At 75.3% G+C, this 19258-nt stretch carries 19 protein-coding genes; 11 read left to right on the forward strand and 8 right to left on the reverse strand.

What is annotated here, in order from left to right; translation table 11 throughout:
- Nucleotides 1–34: 34 nt before the first annotated feature.
- The gene (locus ACIO5E_RS23115; protein WP_400670820.1) at nt 35–1255 is read right to left on the reverse strand and encodes an MFS transporter; all 1221 of its coding nucleotides are present in this window, start codon (nt 1253–1255) and stop codon (nt 35–37) included.
- 147 nt (nt 1256–1402) lie between these two features.
- A complete protein-coding gene (locus ACIO5E_RS23120; protein WP_400670823.1) occupies nt 1403–1579 on the reverse strand; it encodes a hypothetical protein in 177 nt (58 codons plus the stop codon).
- A gap of 331 nt (nt 1580–1910) precedes the next feature.
- Here ACIO5E_RS23120 and ACIO5E_RS23125 point away from each other — a divergent pair, with 331 nt between their 5' ends.
- Genes ACIO5E_RS23125 through ACIO5E_RS23135 form a run of 3 tightly spaced genes read left to right on the forward strand, consistent with a single transcriptional unit; the run spans nt 1911 to nt 6419 of the window.
- Nucleotides 1911–5024 carry an adenylate/guanylate cyclase domain-containing protein gene (locus ACIO5E_RS23125; protein WP_400670825.1) on the forward strand — a complete coding sequence of 1038 codons (3114 nt, stop codon included), beginning with the start codon at nt 1911–1913 and terminating at the stop codon, nt 5022–5024.
- The gene (locus tag ACIO5E_RS23130) at nt 5021–5878 is read left to right on the forward strand and encodes a S8 family peptidase (RefSeq protein WP_400670827.1); all 858 of its coding nucleotides are present in this window, start codon (nt 5021–5023) and stop codon (nt 5876–5878) included. The genes ACIO5E_RS23125 and ACIO5E_RS23130 overlap by 4 nt, the downstream gene beginning before the upstream one ends.
- Nucleotides 5862–6419 (forward strand): GAF domain-containing protein, encoded by a 558-nt coding sequence (locus ACIO5E_RS23135; RefSeq protein ID WP_400670829.1) that lies wholly within the window; start codon nt 5862–5864, stop codon nt 6417–6419. The genes ACIO5E_RS23130 and ACIO5E_RS23135 overlap by 17 nt, the downstream gene beginning before the upstream one ends.
- On the opposite strand, the gene ACIO5E_RS23140 is transcribed toward ACIO5E_RS23135, so the two are convergent.
- The 6 genes from ACIO5E_RS23140 to ACIO5E_RS23165 form a co-directional block, all read right to left on the reverse strand.
- A complete protein-coding gene (locus ACIO5E_RS23140; RefSeq protein ID WP_400670832.1) occupies nt 6410–7348 on the reverse strand; it encodes a virginiamycin B lyase in 939 nt (312 codons plus the stop codon). The two genes, ACIO5E_RS23135 and ACIO5E_RS23140, sit on opposite strands and share 10 nt — an antisense overlap.
- Before the next feature lie 88 nt (nt 7349–7436).
- A complete protein-coding gene (locus ACIO5E_RS23145) occupies nt 7437–8489 on the reverse strand; it encodes an AI-2E family transporter (RefSeq protein WP_400671055.1) in 1053 nt (350 codons plus the stop codon).
- A gap of 448 nt (nt 8490–8937) precedes the next feature.
- Entirely contained in the window at nt 8938–9675 is a 738-nt protein-coding gene (locus tag ACIO5E_RS23150) for a glycerophosphodiester phosphodiesterase (RefSeq protein ID WP_400670834.1), read from the reverse strand.
- The gene (locus ACIO5E_RS23155; protein ID WP_400670836.1) at nt 9672–10118 is read right to left on the reverse strand and encodes a hypothetical protein; all 447 of its coding nucleotides are present in this window, start codon (nt 10116–10118) and stop codon (nt 9672–9674) included. The genes ACIO5E_RS23150 and ACIO5E_RS23155 overlap by 4 nt, the downstream gene beginning before the upstream one ends.
- A gap of 81 nt (nt 10119–10199) precedes the next feature.
- The gene (locus ACIO5E_RS23160; protein ID WP_400670837.1) at nt 10200–10616 is read right to left on the reverse strand and encodes a molybdopterin-binding protein; all 417 of its coding nucleotides are present in this window, start codon (nt 10614–10616) and stop codon (nt 10200–10202) included.
- Between the two features lie 129 nt (nt 10617–10745).
- Entirely contained in the window at nt 10746–11954 is a 1209-nt protein-coding gene (locus ACIO5E_RS23165; protein ID WP_400670839.1) for an ROK family transcriptional regulator, read from the reverse strand.
- 166 nt (nt 11955–12120) lie between these two features.
- Here ACIO5E_RS23165 and ACIO5E_RS23170 point away from each other — a divergent pair, with 166 nt between their 5' ends.
- The 8 genes from ACIO5E_RS23170 to ACIO5E_RS23205 all read left to right on the forward strand — a co-directional run bounded on the left by ACIO5E_RS23170 (nt 12121) and on the right by ACIO5E_RS23205 (nt 19168).
- A complete protein-coding gene (locus ACIO5E_RS23170) occupies nt 12121–13365 on the forward strand; it encodes an MFS transporter (RefSeq protein WP_400670841.1) in 1245 nt (414 codons plus the stop codon).
- Between the two features lie 90 nt (nt 13366–13455).
- Nucleotides 13456–14253 (forward strand): dienelactone hydrolase family protein, encoded by a 798-nt coding sequence (locus ACIO5E_RS23175; protein ID WP_400670843.1) that lies wholly within the window; start codon nt 13456–13458, stop codon nt 14251–14253.
- Nucleotides 14253–14789 carry an RICIN domain-containing protein gene (locus ACIO5E_RS23180; RefSeq protein ID WP_400670846.1) on the forward strand — a complete coding sequence of 179 codons (537 nt, stop codon included), beginning with the start codon at nt 14253–14255 and terminating at the stop codon, nt 14787–14789. The genes ACIO5E_RS23175 and ACIO5E_RS23180 overlap by 1 nt, the downstream gene beginning before the upstream one ends.
- A 56-nt stretch (nt 14790–14845) precedes the next feature.
- On the forward strand, nt 14846–15562 hold the full coding sequence (locus ACIO5E_RS23185) for a TVP38/TMEM64 family protein (RefSeq protein ID WP_400670848.1): 717 nt from the start codon (nt 14846–14848) through the stop codon (nt 15560–15562).
- A gap of 56 nt (nt 15563–15618) precedes the next feature.
- Entirely contained in the window at nt 15619–16134 is a 516-nt protein-coding gene (locus tag ACIO5E_RS23190) for a DinB family protein (protein ID WP_400670850.1), read from the forward strand.
- Between the two features lie 270 nt (nt 16135–16404).
- Entirely contained in the window at nt 16405–16797 is a 393-nt protein-coding gene (locus ACIO5E_RS23195) for a cell division protein SepF (protein WP_280685684.1), read from the forward strand.
- A gap of 194 nt (nt 16798–16991) precedes the next feature.
- The gene (locus tag ACIO5E_RS23200; protein ID WP_400670853.1) at nt 16992–17597 is read left to right on the forward strand and encodes a TetR/AcrR family transcriptional regulator; all 606 of its coding nucleotides are present in this window, start codon (nt 16992–16994) and stop codon (nt 17595–17597) included.
- The gene (locus ACIO5E_RS23205; RefSeq protein WP_400670854.1) at nt 17594–19168 is read left to right on the forward strand and encodes an MFS transporter; all 1575 of its coding nucleotides are present in this window, start codon (nt 17594–17596) and stop codon (nt 19166–19168) included. The genes ACIO5E_RS23200 and ACIO5E_RS23205 overlap by 4 nt, the downstream gene beginning before the upstream one ends.
- Nucleotides 19169–19258: the final 90 nt, after the last annotated feature.

The following is a 19258-nucleotide window of genomic DNA, read 5'->3' on the forward strand; positions in this document are numbered from 1 at the left end:
ACGGTTCAGACCGCCTGGCACATGGTGAGCGGTCTCAGACGGCGGGCACCGGCGCCGGGCCGCGCCGGACCGGCGGCGCCCAGGTGACCACGGCCGCGCAGAGCGCGATGCCGAGCGCCAGCAGGGCGAAGGTCCTGGTGCCGCCGAGGGTGCCGAGCAGCGCGCCGCCCGCCAGCGGACCGAACGGCTGGACCAGGGTGGAGAGGAAGCCGGCGGCGCTCTGCACCCGGCCGATCCGGTCGGGCGGCGCGGCGAGCAGCATGCCCGAGACGAAGCCGATGCTGGCGACCGTGGACAGGCACATGCACACCGCGCAGAGCAGCCCGATCAGCACCGGCGCCCGGGTCAGCACCAGCACGCCCGCGGTGACGGCGGCCGCCCAGCAGCTGAGCGCCACCAGGCTGCCGTCGCGCGCCCTGGCGTCCAGCTTCGGGGCGAGCAGCGCACCTGCGAGGGCACCGGCCGCGGTGAAGGAGACCACGGTGCCGCCGCCGACGCCGGAGCGGCCGCCGTCGGAGGCGACGGCCAGGGTGGCGAACATCAGCGCGCTGAACGCGAAGTTCATCCCGAGCCCGAAGATCAGCAGCAGGGTGCGCAGGTAGGGCTGGCGCCAGATGAAGGTCAGCCCGGCGGTCAGCTCGCTGCGGCTGAACACCGCCCCGCTCGTGGCGGCGGGCACCGAGCGGGTGCGCATCAGCGCCACGCAGATGGTGGAGAGCAGCAGCCCGACGCCCTCCGCGAGGAAGGGCAGCACCGGGTGCCAGGCGAACAGCGCGCCGCCGCCGAGCGGCCCGATCAGCCGGGCGGCGGCGCCGCGCGCCTGCATCCGGGAGGAGGCCGCGCGGACCTGTTCGCGCGGCACCGCCGCCCGCAGCAGGCCACCGGCGGCGGGCCCGTAGGTGCTGGCGATCAGCGCCCCGGCGGCGGCCACCAGCAGGACCAGCGGCAGCGGGGTGTGGCCCCGCAGGACGGCGATCACCAGCGCGGTGACGGCGAGCAGGCTGCCGACGTCGCACACCCGCATCAGCCGGCGTCGCTCGATCCGGTCGGCGAGGACGCCGCCGGGCAGCATGGTGAGCAGCAGTGCGCCGACCGACACGGTGCCGATGGCGCCCGCCTGGGCGGCCGATCCGGTCTCCCGCAGGACCAGCAGGGGCAGGGCGATCGAGGCGAGTTGGGAGCCGAGCGAGGCCAGCAGGCCGCCGACCCAGAGCAGTCGGAAGTCCCGGTTACGGGAGAGCGGGGTGGGCGCCATGGCCGTCCTCCGGCGTGGGGGGGGTGGTGGAATCGGGCCGGGGCGGTCCCGCGTCGGCAGGACCACCCCGGAACGCCTTGCGCCGCCCGGCGGTCGGGGACGGTGGTGCGACCGCCCCCGGGCCGGACACCGCTGACCTGCCGCCGGTCAGAAGGCGGAGGTCTCGGCGGAGTTGACGTAGCTGATCAGGCTGAAGCAGTTGCCGTCGGAGGCGTCCTGAAGGACCTTCATCGCCTGCAGGTCCAGGACGTTGGCGGCGTGCGCCTCGACCTCGGGGGTCTCCTCGCCGTCCTCGCCGACGGTCTGGTCGATGTTCTCGGCCATGGCTGAACTCCCTTCGCTGGGTTGATCGGTAGGGGTTCGACGGAGGGGGGTCCGCCGTGGTGACGACCGTAGGGAGGCGGGGCTGCGCACGGCCTGGGAACCGGTACGGCGGCGGTATGGCCGCAGGTCACGGCGCCGTCGACGGCCCCCGCCGGCCCCGCGGGCCCGCCCGGCGGGCCCCCGCACCCGCTCCGAGCTGCGACCATACCGCCCGCAAGCCGGCTGCGAACCGGGCCCGAAGCCGGCCCGGGGAGCCTGGCCCGGCACGCCCGCACGCCCGGACCCGCCCCGCGCTCCCCGCACCGCGAAGGACTAGCGAAGGACTGCCGCCATGCCCTGCCCACTCTGCGCCCAACTCGCGAGCACGAACGACCAGTTCTGCCCCTCCTGCGGCACCTCCCGGGCCGCCGCCCTCGACCTGGCCGCCGAGGAGCGCAAGCTGGTCACGGTGGTCTTCTGCGACCTGGTCGACTCCACCGCCCTGTCCGGCGCGCTCGACCCGGAGACCCTGCGCGAGGTGATCCTGCGCTACTTCGAGCGGATGCACCGTCAGATCGAGGCGCACGGCGGCACCTTGGAGAAGTTCATCGGGGACGCGGTGATGGCGGTGTTCGGCGTCCCGGTGATCCGCGAGGACGACGCCCACCGGGCGCTGGCCGCCGCGCTCGCCATGCTGGAGGACCTGGAGGACCTCGACACCGAACTGGACGCCACCCTCGGGGTCCGCCTGGACGTCCGGATCGGCGTCAACACCGGCCAGGTGGTGGCGGGTTCGGACGCCTCGGCGCGCCAGGCCCTGATCTCCGGCGAGACGGTGAACATCGCCGCCCGGCTGCAGACCCGGGCCGCGCCGGGCCAGGTGCTGATCGGCCCGCAGACCCTGCGCGCGGCCGGGCCGGCCGCCCAGGTGCACGAGGTCGGCCCGCTGCGGCTCAAGGGCAAGACCGAGCCGGTCACCGCCTACCGCCTGGTCGGGCTGGACGAGGACGACCCCGAGCTGCTGCGCCGCTTCGACGTCCCGCTGGTCGGCCGCGAGCGCGAACTCGCCCGACTGGACGCTGCGTTGGTCCGGACGTCCGGCGGCCAGGGCGCCGAGCTGCTGCTCGTCGTCGGCGAGGCCGGGATCGGCAAGACCCGGCTGGTGCGCGAGTGGCAGGAGCGGGTGGGGCGGCACACCGCGCGCTGCGGCACCGGCCGCTGCCGCAGCTACGGCGAGCAGGGCGTCCTGGCCCCGCTGGCGGACGCCGTCCGGGCCCTGCTGGGCGCCCCGGGGGCGACCGCGCCCGCCGAGGCACTGGCCCGGCTGGACGCGGCCACCGCCCCGGGGGTGGGCGCCGAGGAGTCCCTGGACCGGCTGGCCGCGATCCTGCGCGGGCGCACCGTCGAGCGCCCGGCCGTGCTCGTCCTGGACGACTGCCAGTGGGCCGGCCCGGTGCTGCTGGACGCCGCCGAGCGGCTGGTCGCCGCGCTCGGCCCGGCCCCGGTGCTGCTGCTCTGCCTGACCCGCCCCGAGCTCCCGGCCTCCCGCCCGGAGCTGCCGGCGCTGCCGGTCGGCGGCCTGTCCTGGGACGAGTCGGCCCTGCTGGCCGCCCAGTTGACCGAGCTGAGCGCCCACCAGGACGCGGTGCCGACCCGCCTCCTGGAGCGCGCCGAGGGCAACCCGCTGCACCTGGAGGAACTGCTGGCCGCCCTCACCGAGGCGGACGGCCCCACCCTCGCCGACGAACTCCCGCCCACCGGCCGGGCGCTGCTCAGCGCCCGGATCGACGACCTGGAGCGGGACGAGCGCACCACACTGGACCTCGCCGCCGTCCTCGGCCGCGCCTTCACCGCCGCCGAACTCGCCGAACTCGCCCACGGCGGCGCCGACCAGGACGTCTTCGCCGACCCCGAGGACGACGTCTTCACCGGCCCGATCGACGGCCTCCCCGGCCTGCCCGAGACCGGCGACGCCACCCCGCCGCGGTTGCACGCCGCGCTCGCCCGGCTGGCCGAGCGCCGCCTGGTCGAACCGGCCGGCACCAGCTTCCGGTTCAGCAGCGGCCTGGTCCAGGAGTCGGTCTACCAGTCGATGTCCAAGCGCGCCCGCGCCGAGCGCCACGAGCGCGCCGCCGACCTGCCGGCCGTCCGCGCCGCCGGGGACGCCGCCATCGGCGGCCACCTGGAGCGCGCCCACCGCTACCGGCTCGAACTCGGCCTGCTGGACGCCCGGACGGACTCGCTGCGCACCCGCGCGGCGGCCGCGCTCGGCCTGGCCGGCGCGCAGGCCCTCGGCCACGCCGACCTGCCCGCCGCCGCCGACCTGCTGGAGCGCGCCGTCCGGCTGCACTACCCGAACGAGCGCACCGCCGGCCCCACCCTGCGCCGCCTCGGCGAGGCCCGGCTGGCGCTCGGCCGCGCCGAGGAGGCCCTGCCCGTCCTGGCGCAGGTCCGCGACTCGGCCGCCGACCCGCTGGACGCCGCGCACGCCCGGCTCGCCCTGGCCGCCCGCGGCCTGCCGCCCGGCCCGGAGCAGCCCGCCGCCACCGCCCGCGCCGTCCTGCCGCTGTTCACCGACCTCGGGGACGACCTCGGCCAGGCCCGCGCCCGGCTGCGGCTGGCCGAGGAGCACCTGCTGGCGGGGCGGCACACCGAGGCGGAGCGGCTGCTGGACGACGCCCTCGGCCACGCCGCCCGCACCGACGCCGAGTTGGACCGGGCCGCCGTGCTGGCCGCCCTGGCCGCCTCGCTGCTGGCGGGCCCCGAGCCCGTGCCGAACGCCGTCTTCCGGCTGCGGGCCCTGCTCGCCGGGCACGGCGCCGGCCACCGGACCGTCCGGGTCGCGCTGAACGGCCCGCTGGCCGTCCTGCTCGCCCTGCGCGACCGGCCCGGCGAGGCCGAACTGCTGCTGGCCGAGGCCAACGGCCTGGCGGGCGAGCTGTCGCTGGCCGACGCGATGATCTCGCTGCCGGCCCTGACCGCCCAGGCCGCGGCGGCCACCGGCCAGAGCGGGCAGGCCCTGGACCTGCTCGCCGACGCCGCCGAGGTCGCCCGCCGGCTGGGCGCCGCCGCCCCACTGCCCCGGCTCGCCCTCACCACCGCCCGCGTCCTGCTGGACACCGACCGCCCGGGCCCGGCCGCCCGCCACCTGGACGGTGTCGACGCCTCGGCGGCGCTGCCGCCGGTGCTGGCGATCGAGCTGGACGCGCTGCGCGGCCGGCTCGCCGCCGCCGGGGGCGAGACCGAGCCGGCACTGGAGCTGACCGGGTCCGCCGTCCGGGCCGCCGAGGCCACCGAGTCGCTGCTGCTGCAGGCGCTCACCGCGCTGGACCGCGCCCACGCGCTGCTGCTGCTCGACCGGCCCGCGGAGGCCGCCGTGGCGGCCGCCACCGCCCGGGACCGGTTCGCCGCCAAGGGCCACCTGCCGGGTGTGCGCCGGGCCGAGCGCCTCGGGGGCACCCGGTGAGCGGCCCGGCCGGCCTCACCTGGAGCCTGCGCGGCCGGGCCGCCGCGGACCTCCCGGTGCTCGCCGACACCGCCGCCCCGGACGGCGGGGGCACCGGCAAGGGGGTGCGGGTCTGCGTCGTGGACTCCGGCATCGAGTCGGACCACCCGCTGGTCGGCCCGCTGGACGGCTCCTGGGCGGTGGTCAAGGACCCGACCACCCGAGAGCTGGTGATCCGCCCCGACCACACCGGCGACACCTGCGGCCACGGCACCGCCTGCGCGGGCATCATCCGCCGCACCGCCCCGGACTGCGAGCTGTACAGCGTCCGGGTGCTGGGCGAGCGCTTCACCGGCACCGGCGACATGCTGATCGCCGGGCTGCGCTGGGCCGTCCAGCAGGGCTTCGACGTCGTCAACCTCAGCCTCTCCACCACCCGGACCCGCTTCCTGGAGGAGCTGCACGCGATCGCCGACGACGCGTTCTTCGCCCGCACCGCGATCGTCGCCTCCGCCCACAACACCCCGGTGGAGAGCTACCCCTGGCGGTTCTCCTCGGTCATCTCGGTCGGCAGCCACCAGGAGGACGACCCGGCCCTGCACCTGTACAATCCGGCGCCGCCGGTCGAGTTCTTCGCTCCCGGCCAGAACGTCCGGGTGCCCTGGCTCGGCGGCGCCACCATCCGCACCACCGGCAACAGCTTCGCCACCCCGTACGTCGCCGGGCTGTGCGCCCGCATCCTGTCCGGCCGCCCGAGGCTGACGACGTTCCAGCTGAAGAGCGCGCTCTACCTCACCGCGGCCAACGTCCAGGTCGGCGGCGGCACCCGCCCGTCCACCCCCACCACGGAGGCGCCCGATGACCCTCAGCACTGATCCCGCCGTCGACCCGCTGGCCCGCGAGCTGCTGCAGTCCGTGGTGGACGTGGCCCGCGCGATCTTCGGCGCCGAGGCCGGTTCGGTCTGCCTGCTCGACGAGGCGGCCGGCGAGCTGGTGTTCCAGGCCGTCTCGGGGCGCGGCGAGGAGTCCCTGGTGGGCCGCCGATTCCCGGCGGGCAGCGGCATCGCGGGCTGGGTCGCCGCCTCGGGCGAGCCGATGGTGGTCGACGACCTGGGCGCCGACCGCACCTTCGACCGGGCGTTCGCCGAGTCCACCGCGTACGTGCCGAACGCACTGATGGCGGCGCCGCTGACGCACGGCAGCAAGGTGCTGGGCGTCCTGGAGGTGCTGGACCCGGCCCCGCAGGCCCGGTCCAGCCTGCCCGAGCTGGACCTGCTCGCCCTGTTCGCCCGCCAGGCCGCCGCCGCCCTGCGGGTGATCGCCGAGCGCGCGCCCGCCCCGGCGGCGGTGCCCGACCGCGCCGCCGCGCTCGACCTGCTGGCCGATCTGGAGGAGCTGCTGCGCCGTCAGCCGTAGGTCCCGCCAGGTGCCAGCCGTACCAGCTCGCCGCGCTCCAGCGCCGCGTACACCGCGCCGTCCGGGCCGAGGGCGATGCCGTGCGGCTCGGCGCCCGGGCCGGGCAGCTCGTAGCCGTCGAACGGCACGTCGAACGACGCGTCGAGCGGCCCGCCGGTCCGGCCGTCCGGTGCGAGCACGCCGATCCGGCCCGCGCCCCACTCGGTGAACCAGAGCCGGCCGTCCGGGGCGGCCGCGATCGCGTGCGGCCGGGCCGCCCGGTCGGCCAGCGGGTACTCGGCGACCTCACCGTCCACCGTGATCCGGCCGACCAGGCCACCGCCGATGCCGACGAACCAGAGCGCACCGTCCGCCCCGGCGGTGATCCCGACCGGGGCGGTGCCCTCGGTGGGCAGCGGGTGGACGGCCACCTCGCCGTCCACGGTGATCCGGGCGACGGCGTTCGCCTGGTTGAGCGTGCACCAGAGCGCGCCGTCCGGGCCCGCCGTGATCAGCGACGGGAAGGCGCCGGTCTGCGGCAGCGGGTACTCCGTCACCTCGCCGTCCACGGTGATCCGGCCGATCCGGTCGGCGTTCAGCTCGGTGAACCACAGCGCGCCGTCGGGCCCGGCGGTGATGCCGTACGGCCCGGCGTCCCCGGTGGGCACGGCGAAGGAGCTCGCCGTGCCGTCGACGTCGATCCGGCCGATCCGGTGGTCCCGCATCCGGGTGAACCAGAGCGCCCCGTCCGGGCCGGCCGTGATCACCGAGGGCCCGCACTGCGGCGCCCCGAGCCCGTACCGCGCGACCGTGCCGTCCGCCGCCAGCCGTCCGATCTCCCCGGCGTGCACCAGCGTGAACCACACGCCCCCGTCCGGCCCCACCGCGACCCCGTACGGCCCGGCGCCCGCCTCGGCGACCGCGAACCGCTCCACACCCCGTCGTGCCATCGGAACCCCTCCACCACTATTGCGACTCTAGTCGCAATAGGATCCTCGCACGCCCGCCCCGGCCGTCGCAACCGACCCCGGACAGGCCCTACCCGCCGTTGCCCGCACGGCGGGCGGCCCGCGGGGCGGGGACGCCGCGCAGCACCGAGACGATGCCCACGCCGGCGGCGCAGACCGGGACGGCGAGCAGCGCACCGAGGATGCCCGCGATGCCGGACCCCGCCACCACGGCGACCATGATGGTGGCCGGGTGCAACTCCACCGTCCGGCTCTGGATGAGGGGTTGGAGGACGTTGCCCTCCAGTAGCTGGACCGCCAGCACCACGCCCAGCGCCCACAGCGCCGTCCCGAGCCCACCGTCGGCGAGCGCGACCAGCACGGCCGCCGCCCCGGACAGGAAGGCCCCCACGAAGGGGATGTAGGCGCCCATGAAGACCAGCGCGCCCAACCCCGGCGCGCCGGGCACCCCGAGCACCACCAGGCCGGTGGTGATGAAGGTGGCGTCGATCAGCGCGATCAGCGAGGTGCCGCGCATGAAGCCGGCCATCGCCTCGAAGGCCCGCTCCGCGCAGGCGATGACGGTGTCGGCGCTGCGCTCGGGCAGGTAGGAGCGGATCGCGTCGCCGGTGCGGTGGCCGTCGCGGAGGAAGAAGAACACCAGGGCCAGCGCCAGCACCCCGCCGGCGATCAGCTGGGTGGCCAGACCCAGGCCGGACAGCACGCCGTTGGTGACGGTCGAGACCAGCGAGTTGGTCTCCCCCTTGGCGTTGTCCAGCGCGTGCCGGATCTTCTCCCCGGTCGGGCCGAGCCACTCGGCGAGCCGGCCGCCGGCCTGCTGGAGGGACGCGGCGATCTGCGGGGCGCTGTGCACCAGCGCGTTGACCAGCAGCGCGATCACCCCGCAGACGGCCGCGACCAGCAGCACGCAGGTGAGCCCGGCGGCCAGCCCCCGGCTGACGCCCCGCCGGACCATCCACGGCACCGCCGGGTAGAGCAGCGAGGTCCCGAGCAGCGCCAGCACCACCGGCACGGTGGCGGCCCGCAGCTCGACCAGCGCGAAGACCAGCAGCGAGGCGACGGCGAGCAGCAGGATCACCGCCGCCGACCAGGCGGCCGCCTGCCGGACCACCGGCGGCAGCATCAGGTACGGCCTGCGGTGGTCCGGCGCGTAGTCCACCGGCTGCTCCGCTCGCGCACGTTCCTCATCCGCACGCTGCTCCGGCACGGCCACCTCCGCCTGGCTCGTCGACGAGTCCGAATTGCCCCATCTCAACAGACCACCCGACATCGCGCCCCTTTTCGCCGGCACCCCTGGCGGGCCCGGGCCGGCACGATGCCCGGCCCACCGCCGGGAGGGGCGCCGCCGGTCAACGGTGCAGCCGATTCAATCCGCCCCCGTACGTCGCGTACAGAGCAATCGGCGCGCCTCACCTCATCGAGCGAGCCGCCCTGCCACCGGCCTTCGAGCGCCGGACGTCAGTTCTCCCCGAAGGAGCCGCCGAGGTGGCGGACCACTGCGAGGAGCTCCAGAGTGCTGCGGGCGGGCAGGTGCTGACGGGCCGGCAGGGCGCGGCCCGGTTCCCGAGGGGTCAGCACGCTCCCCGGCGGCCGTCCAGGACGGCGCGCAGCACGTCGATCCGGTTGCTGGTGATGGAGGCGACCCCGGTGTCGCGCAGCCGGCGCATGGTGCGGCGCAGGTCGGCGGTCCAGGTGGAGACCGCGAGCCCGGCGTCCGCGGCGGCTGCGGTGAACTCGGGGGTGACGAGGCCGAACGGCGGATTGAGGTAGCGCGGGCGCAGGTCGTCGAGCAGGGCGCGGACGGGCAGCCGGGGCTGCGTCCAGGTGAGGGCGATCTCGGTGTCCGGGGTCAGCGCGCGGACGGCGAGCATGGCGGCGGCGGGGCCGCAGAAGGCGACCAGCCGTTCGGCGCCCAGGTCGGTGACGACGGACCAGGTGGCGGCGGCGGGGCCGGGGTCGTCGAGGTCGATGAGCAGCCGGGGGCCGTCGGCGGCCGCCACGACCTTGATCGCCTCGGCGAGGGTCGGGACCACGAGCGGCCCCTGGCGCAGCCCGTCGAGCTGCTCGGCGGTGACCCGGCCGATCGACCGCGGGTCTCCCCAGAGGCGTTCCAGGGTGCGGTCGTGCAGGAGGACGGGCACCCGGTCGCGGGTGAGCTGGACGTCCACCTCGACGGCGTCGGCGCCGGCGGCGAGCGCGGACTCGACCGAGGGCAGGGTGTTCTCGCGGTGGCGGTACGGGTCGCCGCGGTGGGCGACGGCGAGCACCGGGCGGCGGTCGGCGGGGGCGGTACGGTCGGCGGCGGTCATCGGATCAGCCCCGCGATCCACGGGGTGAGGTCGCGCATGCTGACGCTCTCGCGGTAGCCGGGCTCACCGGGAACGGTGACGATCATGGTGGTGGACGGCGGGAAGGTCCGCGCCTTGACGTGCACCAGGCCGCTCCAGACCGAGTCGAGGAAGGCGGGCACGCTGTCACGCTGGACGTCGAAGGCGATGCCGTCGAGCGTCACCACGGCCTCGTCGTGGGTGAACAGGCGGACGGCGATCTCGGGGCGGCCGCCGAACTCCAGCAGCGCCTCGTGCGGGATCGGGGCGGGTTCGCCGTCCCCGCCGTAGTTGCCGGCCAGGCCGGCGAAGGTCCGGTCGCGGCCGATGTCGTGCTGGGCGCGGACCTCCCGGCCGTGCCGGGCGGCCAGCTCCTCGACCGCGCGGACGGCGCTCTGGGTGGTCGGCAGGTGCGGGTGGGACATCCCTGGCGGGGCCTCTCGTTCGGAACCGGATCGGGGGGACCCGGTACGGGCGGGACTCGGTACGGGACCGGGGACGACGGACTAGCGCCGTTCGATCATCACATTGGTGGACTTGATGACCGCCGTAGCGGGTGCACCGGGGACGAGGTGCAGCTCCTCCGCCGACTCCCGGCTGATCAGCGACACCACCCGGAACGGCCCCGCCTGGATCTCCACCTGGGCGGCCACGTCGCCGAGCACCACGTTGGTGACGATCCCGGGAAAGCGGTTGCGGGCCGAGGACGGGCGGCCCTCGGCCTCGGCGTTCTCCGGCCGGGCCAGCTCACGGGCGAAGGCGGCGAGGTCGGCGCCGGGGATGATCCGGTGGCCGTGCTCGTCCCGCTCGGCCGCGACCCGCCCGGCGTCCACCCAGCGCCGCAGCGTGTCGGCGCTGACGCCGAGCAGCGCCGCGGCCTCGCCGATGCGGTACGGGTTGACCGGCGCCTCGGGCTGGCCCATGTGCGACTCCTGACACTGACTCTGGCTCTGCGGACGACACCGGCCGTGCGGCACGGGGACGGCGCACCCGGGGCGGGCCGTCGCCGTCATCCTGCCGTACCGGCGGCCGGGGCCGCCAAGCGAGCCGGGTCAGGGCTCGCCGAAGAGGTCCCGCCGCACCGCGTCCCCGGCGGTGAGGACGGCCCCGGCCAGCACCGCGCCGCCGCCCGCCGTACCGGCCCGGACCTCGGTGCGCAGCGGGGAGAGCTCGGCCAGCCGCCGTTCGACCCGGCCGGCCAGCTCGGCGCCGCCCGCCCGGCCGATCTCGCCGCCGAGCACCACGCAGCCCGGGTCGAGGACGACGCAGATGCCGGCCGCGCCGATGGCGATCCGCTCGGCCAGCGCGTCCAGGAACGGCCCGCCGGGCTCGCCCGGACCGAGTGCGGTCAGCGCCGCGCGGACGGCCGCCTCGGCGGCGGGGGCGTCCCCGGCCGCGAGGACGTCCCCGCCGGGGAGGGGCAGCGCATGGGCGCGGGCGAGGTCACAGACCGCGGCGCTGCCGGCCAGGCTGTGGAAGCCGCCGTCGCAGCCGGTGGCGCTGGGCAGGCCGCCGGTGCCGGGGACGGGCAGGAAGCCGATCTCGCCGGTGCCGCCGGAGAAGCCGCGGCGCAGCCGCCCGTCCAGGACGACGCCGGCGCCGACGCCGTGGCCGAGCCAGAGCAGCACGAAGGTGTCGCGGTCGCGGGCGGCGCCGATCCGGTACTCGGCCCGGCCGGCCAGGTTGACCTCGTTCTCCAGGATCACCTCGGTACCGGGCAGCCGCCGCAGTTCGGCGAGCAGGTCGGCGTGCCAGGCGGGGAGCTTCCCGGTGCTGTTGAGGCGCCCGGTGGCGGGGTCGACCAGCCCGGGGGCGCCGACCGCGACGGTGTGCAGCCGCTCGACCCCGACGCCGCGCGCGGTGTCCAGCAGGGTGTGCACGAGGCGCCCGGCGAGGTCGGGCGCCCCACCCTCCTCGACCGGGACCTCGGCGCCGGCGAGGGTGCGCCCGGCGAGGTCGGCGACGACCAGGCTGACGCCGCCGGAGCGCACGTCGAAGGCGGCGATGTGAGCGTGGGAGGCGACCAGCGCGTAGAGCCTGGCGTTGGGGCCGCGGCGCTGCTCGCCCCGTTCGCCGACGAGGGCGACCAGGCCGGTGCGCTGGAGGCGGTCGAGCAGGTCGGCGACGGTCGGCCGGGAGAGGCCGGTGAGGTCGCGCAACTCGGTCGCGGTCAGGGGGCCCTGTTCGAGGAGCAGGTTGAGCGCCAGCCGGTCGTTGATCGCCCGGGCTGTGCTCGGTGTGGCCGAACGCGCGGTGGTCATGGCAGCTCATCCTTCCAGAGTGTTTCTATCAGGGTCCCTTCCTGATAATTTTATCGAACCATCCGCCGGACGGCTGACTCCGCCGCGCGGACCGCACGGGGTACACGTACACCACCCACAGGGCACCGTCGCGCCCCACCACGCGCGACCCGGGAGGGACCGCCGGATGAGCACGACCGCACAGCCACTGGAGCCACTGACCGCCCCACGCCGGGCCAGGGCGAGCATCGCCCTGGTCTTCGGTGTGCACGGCGCCGTCAGCGGCAGCTTCGTCACCCGCATCCCGTGGATCCAGGACCGCCTCGACCTCTCCCCCGGCCAGCTCGGCCTGGCCCTGGTGATGCCCGCCATCGGCTCCTCCCTCGCGATGCCGCTGGCCGGCCGGTTCGTCCACCGCTACGGCGGCCGGGCGGCGGTCCGCGGACTGATCTCGCTCTGGTGCCTGGCCCTCGCCCTGCCCGCGCTCGCCCCCTCGCTGCCGGTGCTGTGCGCGGCGCTGCTCGCCTACGGCGCCACGGCCGGGATGGCGGACGTCGCGATGAACGCGCAGGGCGTGGAGATCGAGCAGCGGCTCGGCCGCTCGATCATGTCCGGGCTGCACGGGATGTGGAGCGCGGGCGGACTGCTGGCCTCCGGCTTCGGCATCCTCGCCGCCCACCTCGACCTCGACGCCCGGCTCCAGCTCGCCGTCACCGCGCTGGTGCTGCTCGCCCTGGCGCAGCCGATCTGCCGGGGCCTGCCCGACCTGCGGGCGCCGGAGGAGGAGGCGGCGCCGCCACGGTTCGCACTGCCGCCGCGCAGTTCGCTGGTGATCGGCCTGGTCGGCTTCTGCGCCGTCTTCGCCGAGGGAGCCTCGATGGACTGGAGCGGCGTCTACCTGCGGGACGTCACCGGCGCCTCGGCCACCGTCGCGGCCGCCTCCTACACCGCCTTCGCGCTCACCATGGCCGTCAGCCGCCTCGCCGGGGACGCGGTGATCCGCCGGCTCGGCGCCGTCCGCACCACCCGCCTCGGCGGCGCCGTCGCCACCGCCGGCGGCCTGCTGGTGGTGGCCGCCGACAGCCCGGCGCTCGCCATCCCCGGCTTCGCCCTGATCGGTGTCGGCATCGCGGTCACCGTCCCGCTGGCCTTCGCGGCGGCCGGACGGATCGGCAGCAATCCCAGCCAGTCCATCGCGGGCGTCGCGACCGTCACCTACACCTCCGGTCTGGTCGCCCCGGCGATCATCGGCGCCCTCGCCCAGGCGACCTCGCTGACCGTCTCCTTCGGCCTGGTCACCGCACTCGCCTTCGCCCTGCTGCTGAGCGCCGGAGCCCTGCGCCGGGCCGAACCGAATTCCACCGACACCGCCGGGAATGTGACCGCAACGTCACCGGAAAGCACTTCCAATAAAGATCTCTCCGCGATATGATCAGAGAATTCCGGGCAATTCCTCGCTAATATCGACGACTGCCGGGCGCATCCGCGTCCGGCAGTTTTCGCGATCCGCGGAGGAATGCCCGTGTGCTACGACCCCGACGCCGCCCCGCCCGCCTTCACCCCCGCGCTCTGGCCTCTGGCCGAGGCGGCGGCACTCACTCTGACCTCGGCGGACGGCACCGAGTTCGCCGCCTTCCTGGCCCGCCCGGAGATGACCACCGGGGCCGGAGTCCTGGTTCTGCCGGACAACAGGGGGATTTCCGGCTTCTACCGGCAGACCGCCGCCCGGCTCGCCGAACAGGGCCACCCCGTGCTCGTCCTCGACTATTACGGCCGCACCGCCGGAGCCGATCCGGAAAACCGCCCGGCGGAATTCGGCGAACTGCCCGGACTGCTCCCCCACCTGCTCGCGCTCACCCCCGAGGGCCTGGACGCCGACATCGCCGCCGGCCTCGACCGGCTGCGCGCCGCCGGGCCGGCCGAGGTGGTCGCGCTCGGCTTCTGCTTCGGCGGCCGCCAGGCCTTCCGCACCGCCGCACCCCGCTTCGGCCTGGCCGGCGCGGTCGGCTTCTACGGCTACCCCGACGCGATCAACGGCGCCCCGGGCCCCACCCAGCTTGCCGCCGGCCTCACCGCGCCTATCCTGGCCTTCTGGGGCGGCGCCGACGAGCACATCCCGCGCGCGAGCGTCGACGCCTTCGACGCGGCGCTCACCGCGGCCGGGCGGCCGCACGAGTTCGTCACCTATCCGGGCGCGCCGCACAACTTCTTCGAGCTCTCCGCTGTCGAATACTCCGAGGCGGCCCGGGACTCCTGGCGACGCCTGCTGGGATTCCTCGCCGACCGCACCGCATCCGCGACCCCCCGGAGGACGATCTGATGTTCCCTCGTACCCGGCTCCTCGCCGCCACCGCCGTCCTCGCCACCGCCACGGTGGCGCTCACCGCCCCACCCGCCCCGGCGGCCACCACCGACTTCGGGCCCGCCGAGATCCGCACCGGCATGTACCCGGGCCCGAACGACCTCTGCCTGGAGGTCGCCGACTGGCGCACCGACGACGGCGCCCCGGTCCGGATCTGGACGTGCACCGGCGGCGCCAACCAGCAGTGGACGCAGACCGCCCGCGGCTGGGTGAACCTGAACAGCGGCAAGTGCCTGGACATGCCGGCCTTCAGCACCACCTGGGGCACCCAGGCCGACCAGTGGACCTGCGACGGCGGCGCCAACCAGAGCTGGAGCGACCCTCCGGCCAGCCACCCCGGAACGCCCCGCCGGATCGTGAACGGCTACAGCGGCCTCGTCCTGGACGTCTCGGGCGGCGCCCTGACCAACGGCACCCCGGTGATCCAGTGGGAGTACCAGAGCGGCGCCAACCAGTTCTGGCACTACAACCCGGAGAAGCCGCCGTACAGCTGATCCCGGCGGCGGGACGCGGTCACCGGCCCCTCCGGGGAACCGGTTAGGCTCGGCCGGTGCCCGCACCCGCAACGCCCCCGCCCGTCGCCGCCGAGCCACCGCCGTCCGGCCCCGCGCCGCGTTCGCCGTGGTGGCGGTTCGCGCTGCTGGTGGTGCTGCTCGGCGCCGCGGCCGGTTCGCTGCTGCTGTGGAGCCCGACGGCGCTGCTGGACGGCGGGCTCGCCCACCGGATGCCCGGGTACTGGTTCGCCCCGTTGTTCGCCGCCGTGTACGCGCTCGGCACCCTCGCCTTCGTCCCCCGGCCCGCGCTGAACGCCGCCGCCGGGCTGCTGCTCGGCATCCAGCAGGGCGTCCTGCTGGCGGTGCTCGGCACCACGCTCGGCGCGGCCATGGCGTTCGGGCTCGGCCGGGGACTCGGACGCGAGGCGCTGCGCCCGTACCTGCGCGGGCGGGTGCTCGGCACGCTCGACCGGCGGTTCACCGAGCAGGGTTTCCGCAGCGTGCTGGTGCTGCGGCTGCTGCCGGGCATGCCGTTCCAGGCGGCCAACTACGGCGCGGCCTTCTCCGGGGTCCGCTTCCCGCCCTTCCTGTTCGCCACCGCGATCGGCGTGGTGCCGACCACCGCCGTGTACGTGACGGCGGCGGCCAGCGCGGGCGAGCCGGGCTCGGCGGCCTTCCTGGTGTCGGCCGGGGTGATCGCGCTGCTCGTGCTGGGCAGCGTGGTCGGGCTGTGGCGGGCCGCGGCGGCCCGTCGCCGCGCACAGGCCGCCTGAGGGGCGCTCGACAAATTGTTCGCGCCCACCGGTCGTCGGACGCCAGGATGGCCCGCATGACCGAACTCTCCCCGCGGATCGACCCGCCGATGGCCGCCGACGAGACCGCCATGCTCACCGCCTGGCTCGACTACCACCGCAGCACCCTCGCACTCAAGTGCGAGGGTCTGACCGACGACCAGCTGCGACTGCGCTCCGTCCCGCCGTCCGGCCTCTCGCTGCTCGGCCTCGTCCGGCACATGGCCGAGGTGGAACAGCACTGGTTCCAGGTCATCCTGTGCGGCGAGGAGCTGACCGGCGGCCACTTCTGGACGGAGGCCGACGAGGACGGCGACTTCAACGGGGTGGACACCGCCGACGTCGCGGCCGACTTCGCCGTCTGGCGCGCCGAGGTAGAGGCAGCCCGCCGCGCGAGCGCCGGCCTGTCGCTGGACACCGTCGGCAAGCGGCTGCGCCGCGGCCAGGAAGTGACGCTGCGCTGGATCCTCGTCCACATGATCGAGGAGTACGCGCGGCACAACGGCCACGCCGATCTCCTGCGCGAACTGGTGGACGGCGAGACCGGCGAGTGAAATCGTTTCCGCATTGTTGACAAAAGGTCAATTACGCAGTGACCGCGACCGATATGGTCTACGCGCGCAACCGTACGGCGCACCGCCGCGTCGCTGATGTTGCCCGGGTTCGCCCGGGCAACCGGCACGGCGCGACTCGTACGGGGGCCGCGAGCGGGCACGGGACCGGTGAACAGTGCGATACTCGGACAGTTCCGACGAGTGGATGACGTGTCAAAAAGGACACGCACCCCCGGGGGACCAGGACGGGACGAGGCAGGGAGGCGCGGCATGGGAGCACTTCGCGACGAGCACCACAACGGGTGGCTGATGCCCTCGGGGAACTACCCGGCCGCGGTGTACGACGACGAGTGGGTCGAGCAGGAGACGGTGTCGTCCGCTCCCGCGCCCGCGAAGATCGTCTCTTTGCGGCCGACCGGTTTCGAGGCGGCACGCACGGTCGGCGAGCACATCCGGGCGAGCATCCCGGTGGTCATGGACCTCACCGAGATGGAGGAGGCCGAGGCCAAGCGGATGGTGGACTTCGCCTCCGGGCTGATCTTCGGCACCCAGGGCGGCATCGAGCGGATCGCCCGCCGGGTGTTCCTGCTCACCCCGGCCGACGTCGAGGTCATGGTGATCGACCGCCCGCTCGACGAGACCGGGTTCTACAACCAGAGCTGAGACCAGCAGAGCCGGGACCGGCCGAGCCGATCCCGACAGAGCTGAACCGGCCGCGCGACCCGCGGCACCCCCGACCGGGGACGGCACCCGCCGTCCCCGGTTTTTGCCGCCCCGACTCTGGCGATCAACGCCTCATCCGAGACTCATATCGTAATTTTGAGACATCCATGTCTCATGTGACCTACACTCGCATCATGGCCACCGATCGCGACACCGTCCTGGAAGCCGCCGTCGGCGTGCTCTCGCGCCGCCCGACCGCCCACCTGGACGAGATCGCGCGTGCCGCCGGGATCAGCCGCGCGACCCTGCACCGGCTCTTCCCCGGCCGCGAGGCCCTGATCCGCGAGGTCGGCCTGCTCGGCCTGCACCGCTTCGCCGCCGCCCTGGACACCGCCGCCGTCGAGGACGGCGACGCCGAGGCCGCGCTGCGCCGACTCGTCGACGCCTCCGTCCCGGACGCCGCGCTCTGCGCCTTCCTGGCCGGCGAGAACCAGCTCTACGACGACGACAGCATCAACGACCTCTGGGAGGTCCAGATCGCCCGGCTGCACGCGCTCTTCCTGCGCGGCCAGCAACAGGGCGTGATCCGCATCGAGCTGAGCGCCGCCTGGCTGAGCGAGGCCTTCTTCGACCTGGTCGCCGGCGTCGGGTGGGCCATCCAGGACGGCCGCCTCGCCCCGCGCGACGCCGCCTTCTCGCTCGCCGAGTTGTTCCTCGGCGGCGCACTGCGCCGAGCGGACGCCGCCACTCCCCCGCCCACAGCACCTTCGGCCCGCACACCGGAAACCGATATCCCATGAGCAGTACCGTCCACGCCGCCCCCCACGGCACCCCCCGCCAGCGCTGGACCGGCCTGGCCGTCCTCGTCCTGGCCGTCACCGTGGTCGCCCTCGACGCGACCGTCCTCTCCCTCGCCATCCCCTCCATCAGCGAGACGCTGCGCCCCAGCGGCACCCAGCTGCTCTGGATCGGCGACTCCTACTCCTTCGTCCTGGCCGGCCTGCTGGTCAGCATGGGCGCGCTCAGCGACCGGATCGGGCGCAAGAAGCTGCTGCTGATCGGCGCCACCGCGTTCGGCGCCGCCTCGCTGCTGGCCGCCTACGCCCCCAGCGCGGGCTGGCTGATCGTGGCCCGTGCGCTGCTCGGCGTCGCCGGGGCGACGATCATGCCCTCGACCCTGTCGCTGATCCGCGGCCTCTTCCCGGACGACCGGGAGCGGGCCACCGCGATCGGCATCTGGGGCGCGGCCGCCACCGCCGGCGCCGCGCTCGGGCCGGTGGTCGGCGGGGTGCTGCTGGAGCACTTCTGGTGGGGCTCGGTGTTCCTGCTGAACATCCCGATCCTGCTCCTGCTGCTGGTGTTCGGCAGCTGGCTGCTGCCGGAGTCCAAGGACCCGAAGCCGGGCCGCTGGGACGTGCTCAGCGTCGCCCTGTCGATGGCCGGGGTGATCGGCACGGTCTACGCGATCAAGGAGGCCGCCGCGCACGGCGTGGCCCGCTGGGACGTCCCGGTCGCGTTCGTGCTGGGCGCCGCCGCGCTGACCGTCTTCGTCCGCCGCCAGCTGCGGCTGGAGACCCCGCTGCTGGACGTGCGGCTGTTCCGTGACCGGCGGTTCACCGCCGCCGTACTGGCCTCGCTGATCGCCCTGATCGGCCTGTCCGGGGTGGTCTTCGTGACCTCGCAGTACCTCCAGCTGGTCCGCGGCTACGAGCCGCTGCGAGCGGGCCTGGCGGAGCTGCCCGCCTTCGTCGGCGCGGTGGTCGGCGGCCTACTGACGGCCCGGCTGGTGCGGCGCACCGGCGCCCGGGCGGCGCTGACCGGCTGCCTGCTGGCCATGGGCCTCGGTGTGGGCGTGCTCGGCTGGCTCCAGCAGGACACCACCTACCTGCTGCTGGCCGCGTCCTTCCTTCTGGTCGGGACGGCCGAGGGCGTGGTCTACACGCTCGGCGCCGACCTGGTGCTGAGCGCCGCGCCCGCCGAGAAGGCCGGCGCCGCCTCGGCGGTCTCGGAGACCGCGTACGAGCTGGGCACCGCGCTCGGCATCGCGCTGGTCGGCTCGGTGGTCGGCTCGATCTACGCGGGCGGGCTCACCGTCCCGGCGGGGACGGACCCGGCGGCCGCGGCGCGGGCCGGCGAGTCGCTGGGCGCGGCGGTGGAGACCGCGCACGGGCTGCCGCAGGGCGTCGCGGAGCCGCTGCTGGCCAGCGCCAGGGAGTCCTTCGTGCACGGCATGAACAGCGCCGGCCTACTGGCCGCCGTGCTGCTGGTCGGCGCGGCCGCGATGGCCTGGCGGCTGCTGCGGGGCCTGGACACCGCGGCCGCCCCGGGCGCCCCGGTCGAGGCGCCCGCGCCGGAGAAGGCCGACGCGTAGGCACGTCCGGACACGCAAAACGCTCGGCTGGGAAACCCCAGCCGAGCGCCTGCATGAACTCATCACGGCCTGATCAAACCGCCAGGCCGG

The organism is Kitasatospora sp. NPDC087314, from assembly GCF_044744365.1.
Lineage (GTDB): Bacteria > Actinomycetota > Actinomycetes > Streptomycetales > Streptomycetaceae > Kitasatospora.

Bases quoted from the DNA above. Each gene is read 5' to 3' on its own strand.
- ACIO5E_RS23115 (WP_400670820.1), bottom strand. From the start codon at position 1,255: ATGGCGCCCACCCCGCTCTCCCGTAACCGGGACTTCCGACTGCTCTGG.
- ACIO5E_RS23120 (WP_400670823.1), bottom strand. From the start codon at position 1,579: ATGGCCGAGAACATCGACCAGACCGTCGGCGAGGACGGCGAGGAGACC.
- ACIO5E_RS23125 (WP_400670825.1), top strand. From the start codon at position 1,911: ATGCCCTGCCCACTCTGCGCCCAACTCGCGAGCACGAACGACCAGTTC.
- ACIO5E_RS23135 (WP_400670829.1), top strand. From the start codon at position 5,862: ATGACCCTCAGCACTGATCCCGCCGTCGACCCGCTGGCCCGCGAGCTG.
- ACIO5E_RS23140 (WP_400670832.1), bottom strand. From the start codon at position 7,348: ATGGCACGACGGGGTGTGGAGCGGTTCGCGGTCGCCGAGGCGGGCGCC.
- ACIO5E_RS23145 (WP_400671055.1), bottom strand. From the start codon at position 8,489: ATGCTGCCGCCGGTGGTCCGGCAGGCGGCCGCCTGGTCGGCGGCGGTG.
- ACIO5E_RS23150 (WP_400670834.1), bottom strand. From the start codon at position 9,675: ATGACCGCCGCCGACCGTACCGCCCCCGCCGACCGCCGCCCGGTGCTC.
- ACIO5E_RS23155 (WP_400670836.1), bottom strand. From the start codon at position 10,118: ATGTCCCACCCGCACCTGCCGACCACCCAGAGCGCCGTCCGCGCGGTC.
- ACIO5E_RS23160 (WP_400670837.1), bottom strand. From the start codon at position 10,616: ATGGGCCAGCCCGAGGCGCCGGTCAACCCGTACCGCATCGGCGAGGCC.
- ACIO5E_RS23165 (WP_400670839.1), bottom strand. From the start codon at position 11,954: ATGACCACCGCGCGTTCGGCCACACCGAGCACAGCCCGGGCGATCAAC.
- ACIO5E_RS23170 (WP_400670841.1), top strand. From the start codon at position 12,121: ATGAGCACGACCGCACAGCCACTGGAGCCACTGACCGCCCCACGCCGG.
- ACIO5E_RS23180 (WP_400670846.1), top strand. From the start codon at position 14,253: ATGTTCCCTCGTACCCGGCTCCTCGCCGCCACCGCCGTCCTCGCCACC.
- ACIO5E_RS23190 (WP_400670850.1), top strand. From the start codon at position 15,619: ATGACCGAACTCTCCCCGCGGATCGACCCGCCGATGGCCGCCGACGAG.
- ACIO5E_RS23195 (WP_280685684.1), top strand. From the start codon at position 16,405: ATGGGAGCACTTCGCGACGAGCACCACAACGGGTGGCTGATGCCCTCG.
- ACIO5E_RS23200 (WP_400670853.1), top strand. From the start codon at position 16,992: ATGGCCACCGATCGCGACACCGTCCTGGAAGCCGCCGTCGGCGTGCTC.
- ACIO5E_RS23205 (WP_400670854.1), top strand. From the start codon at position 17,594: ATGAGCAGTACCGTCCACGCCGCCCCCCACGGCACCCCCCGCCAGCGC.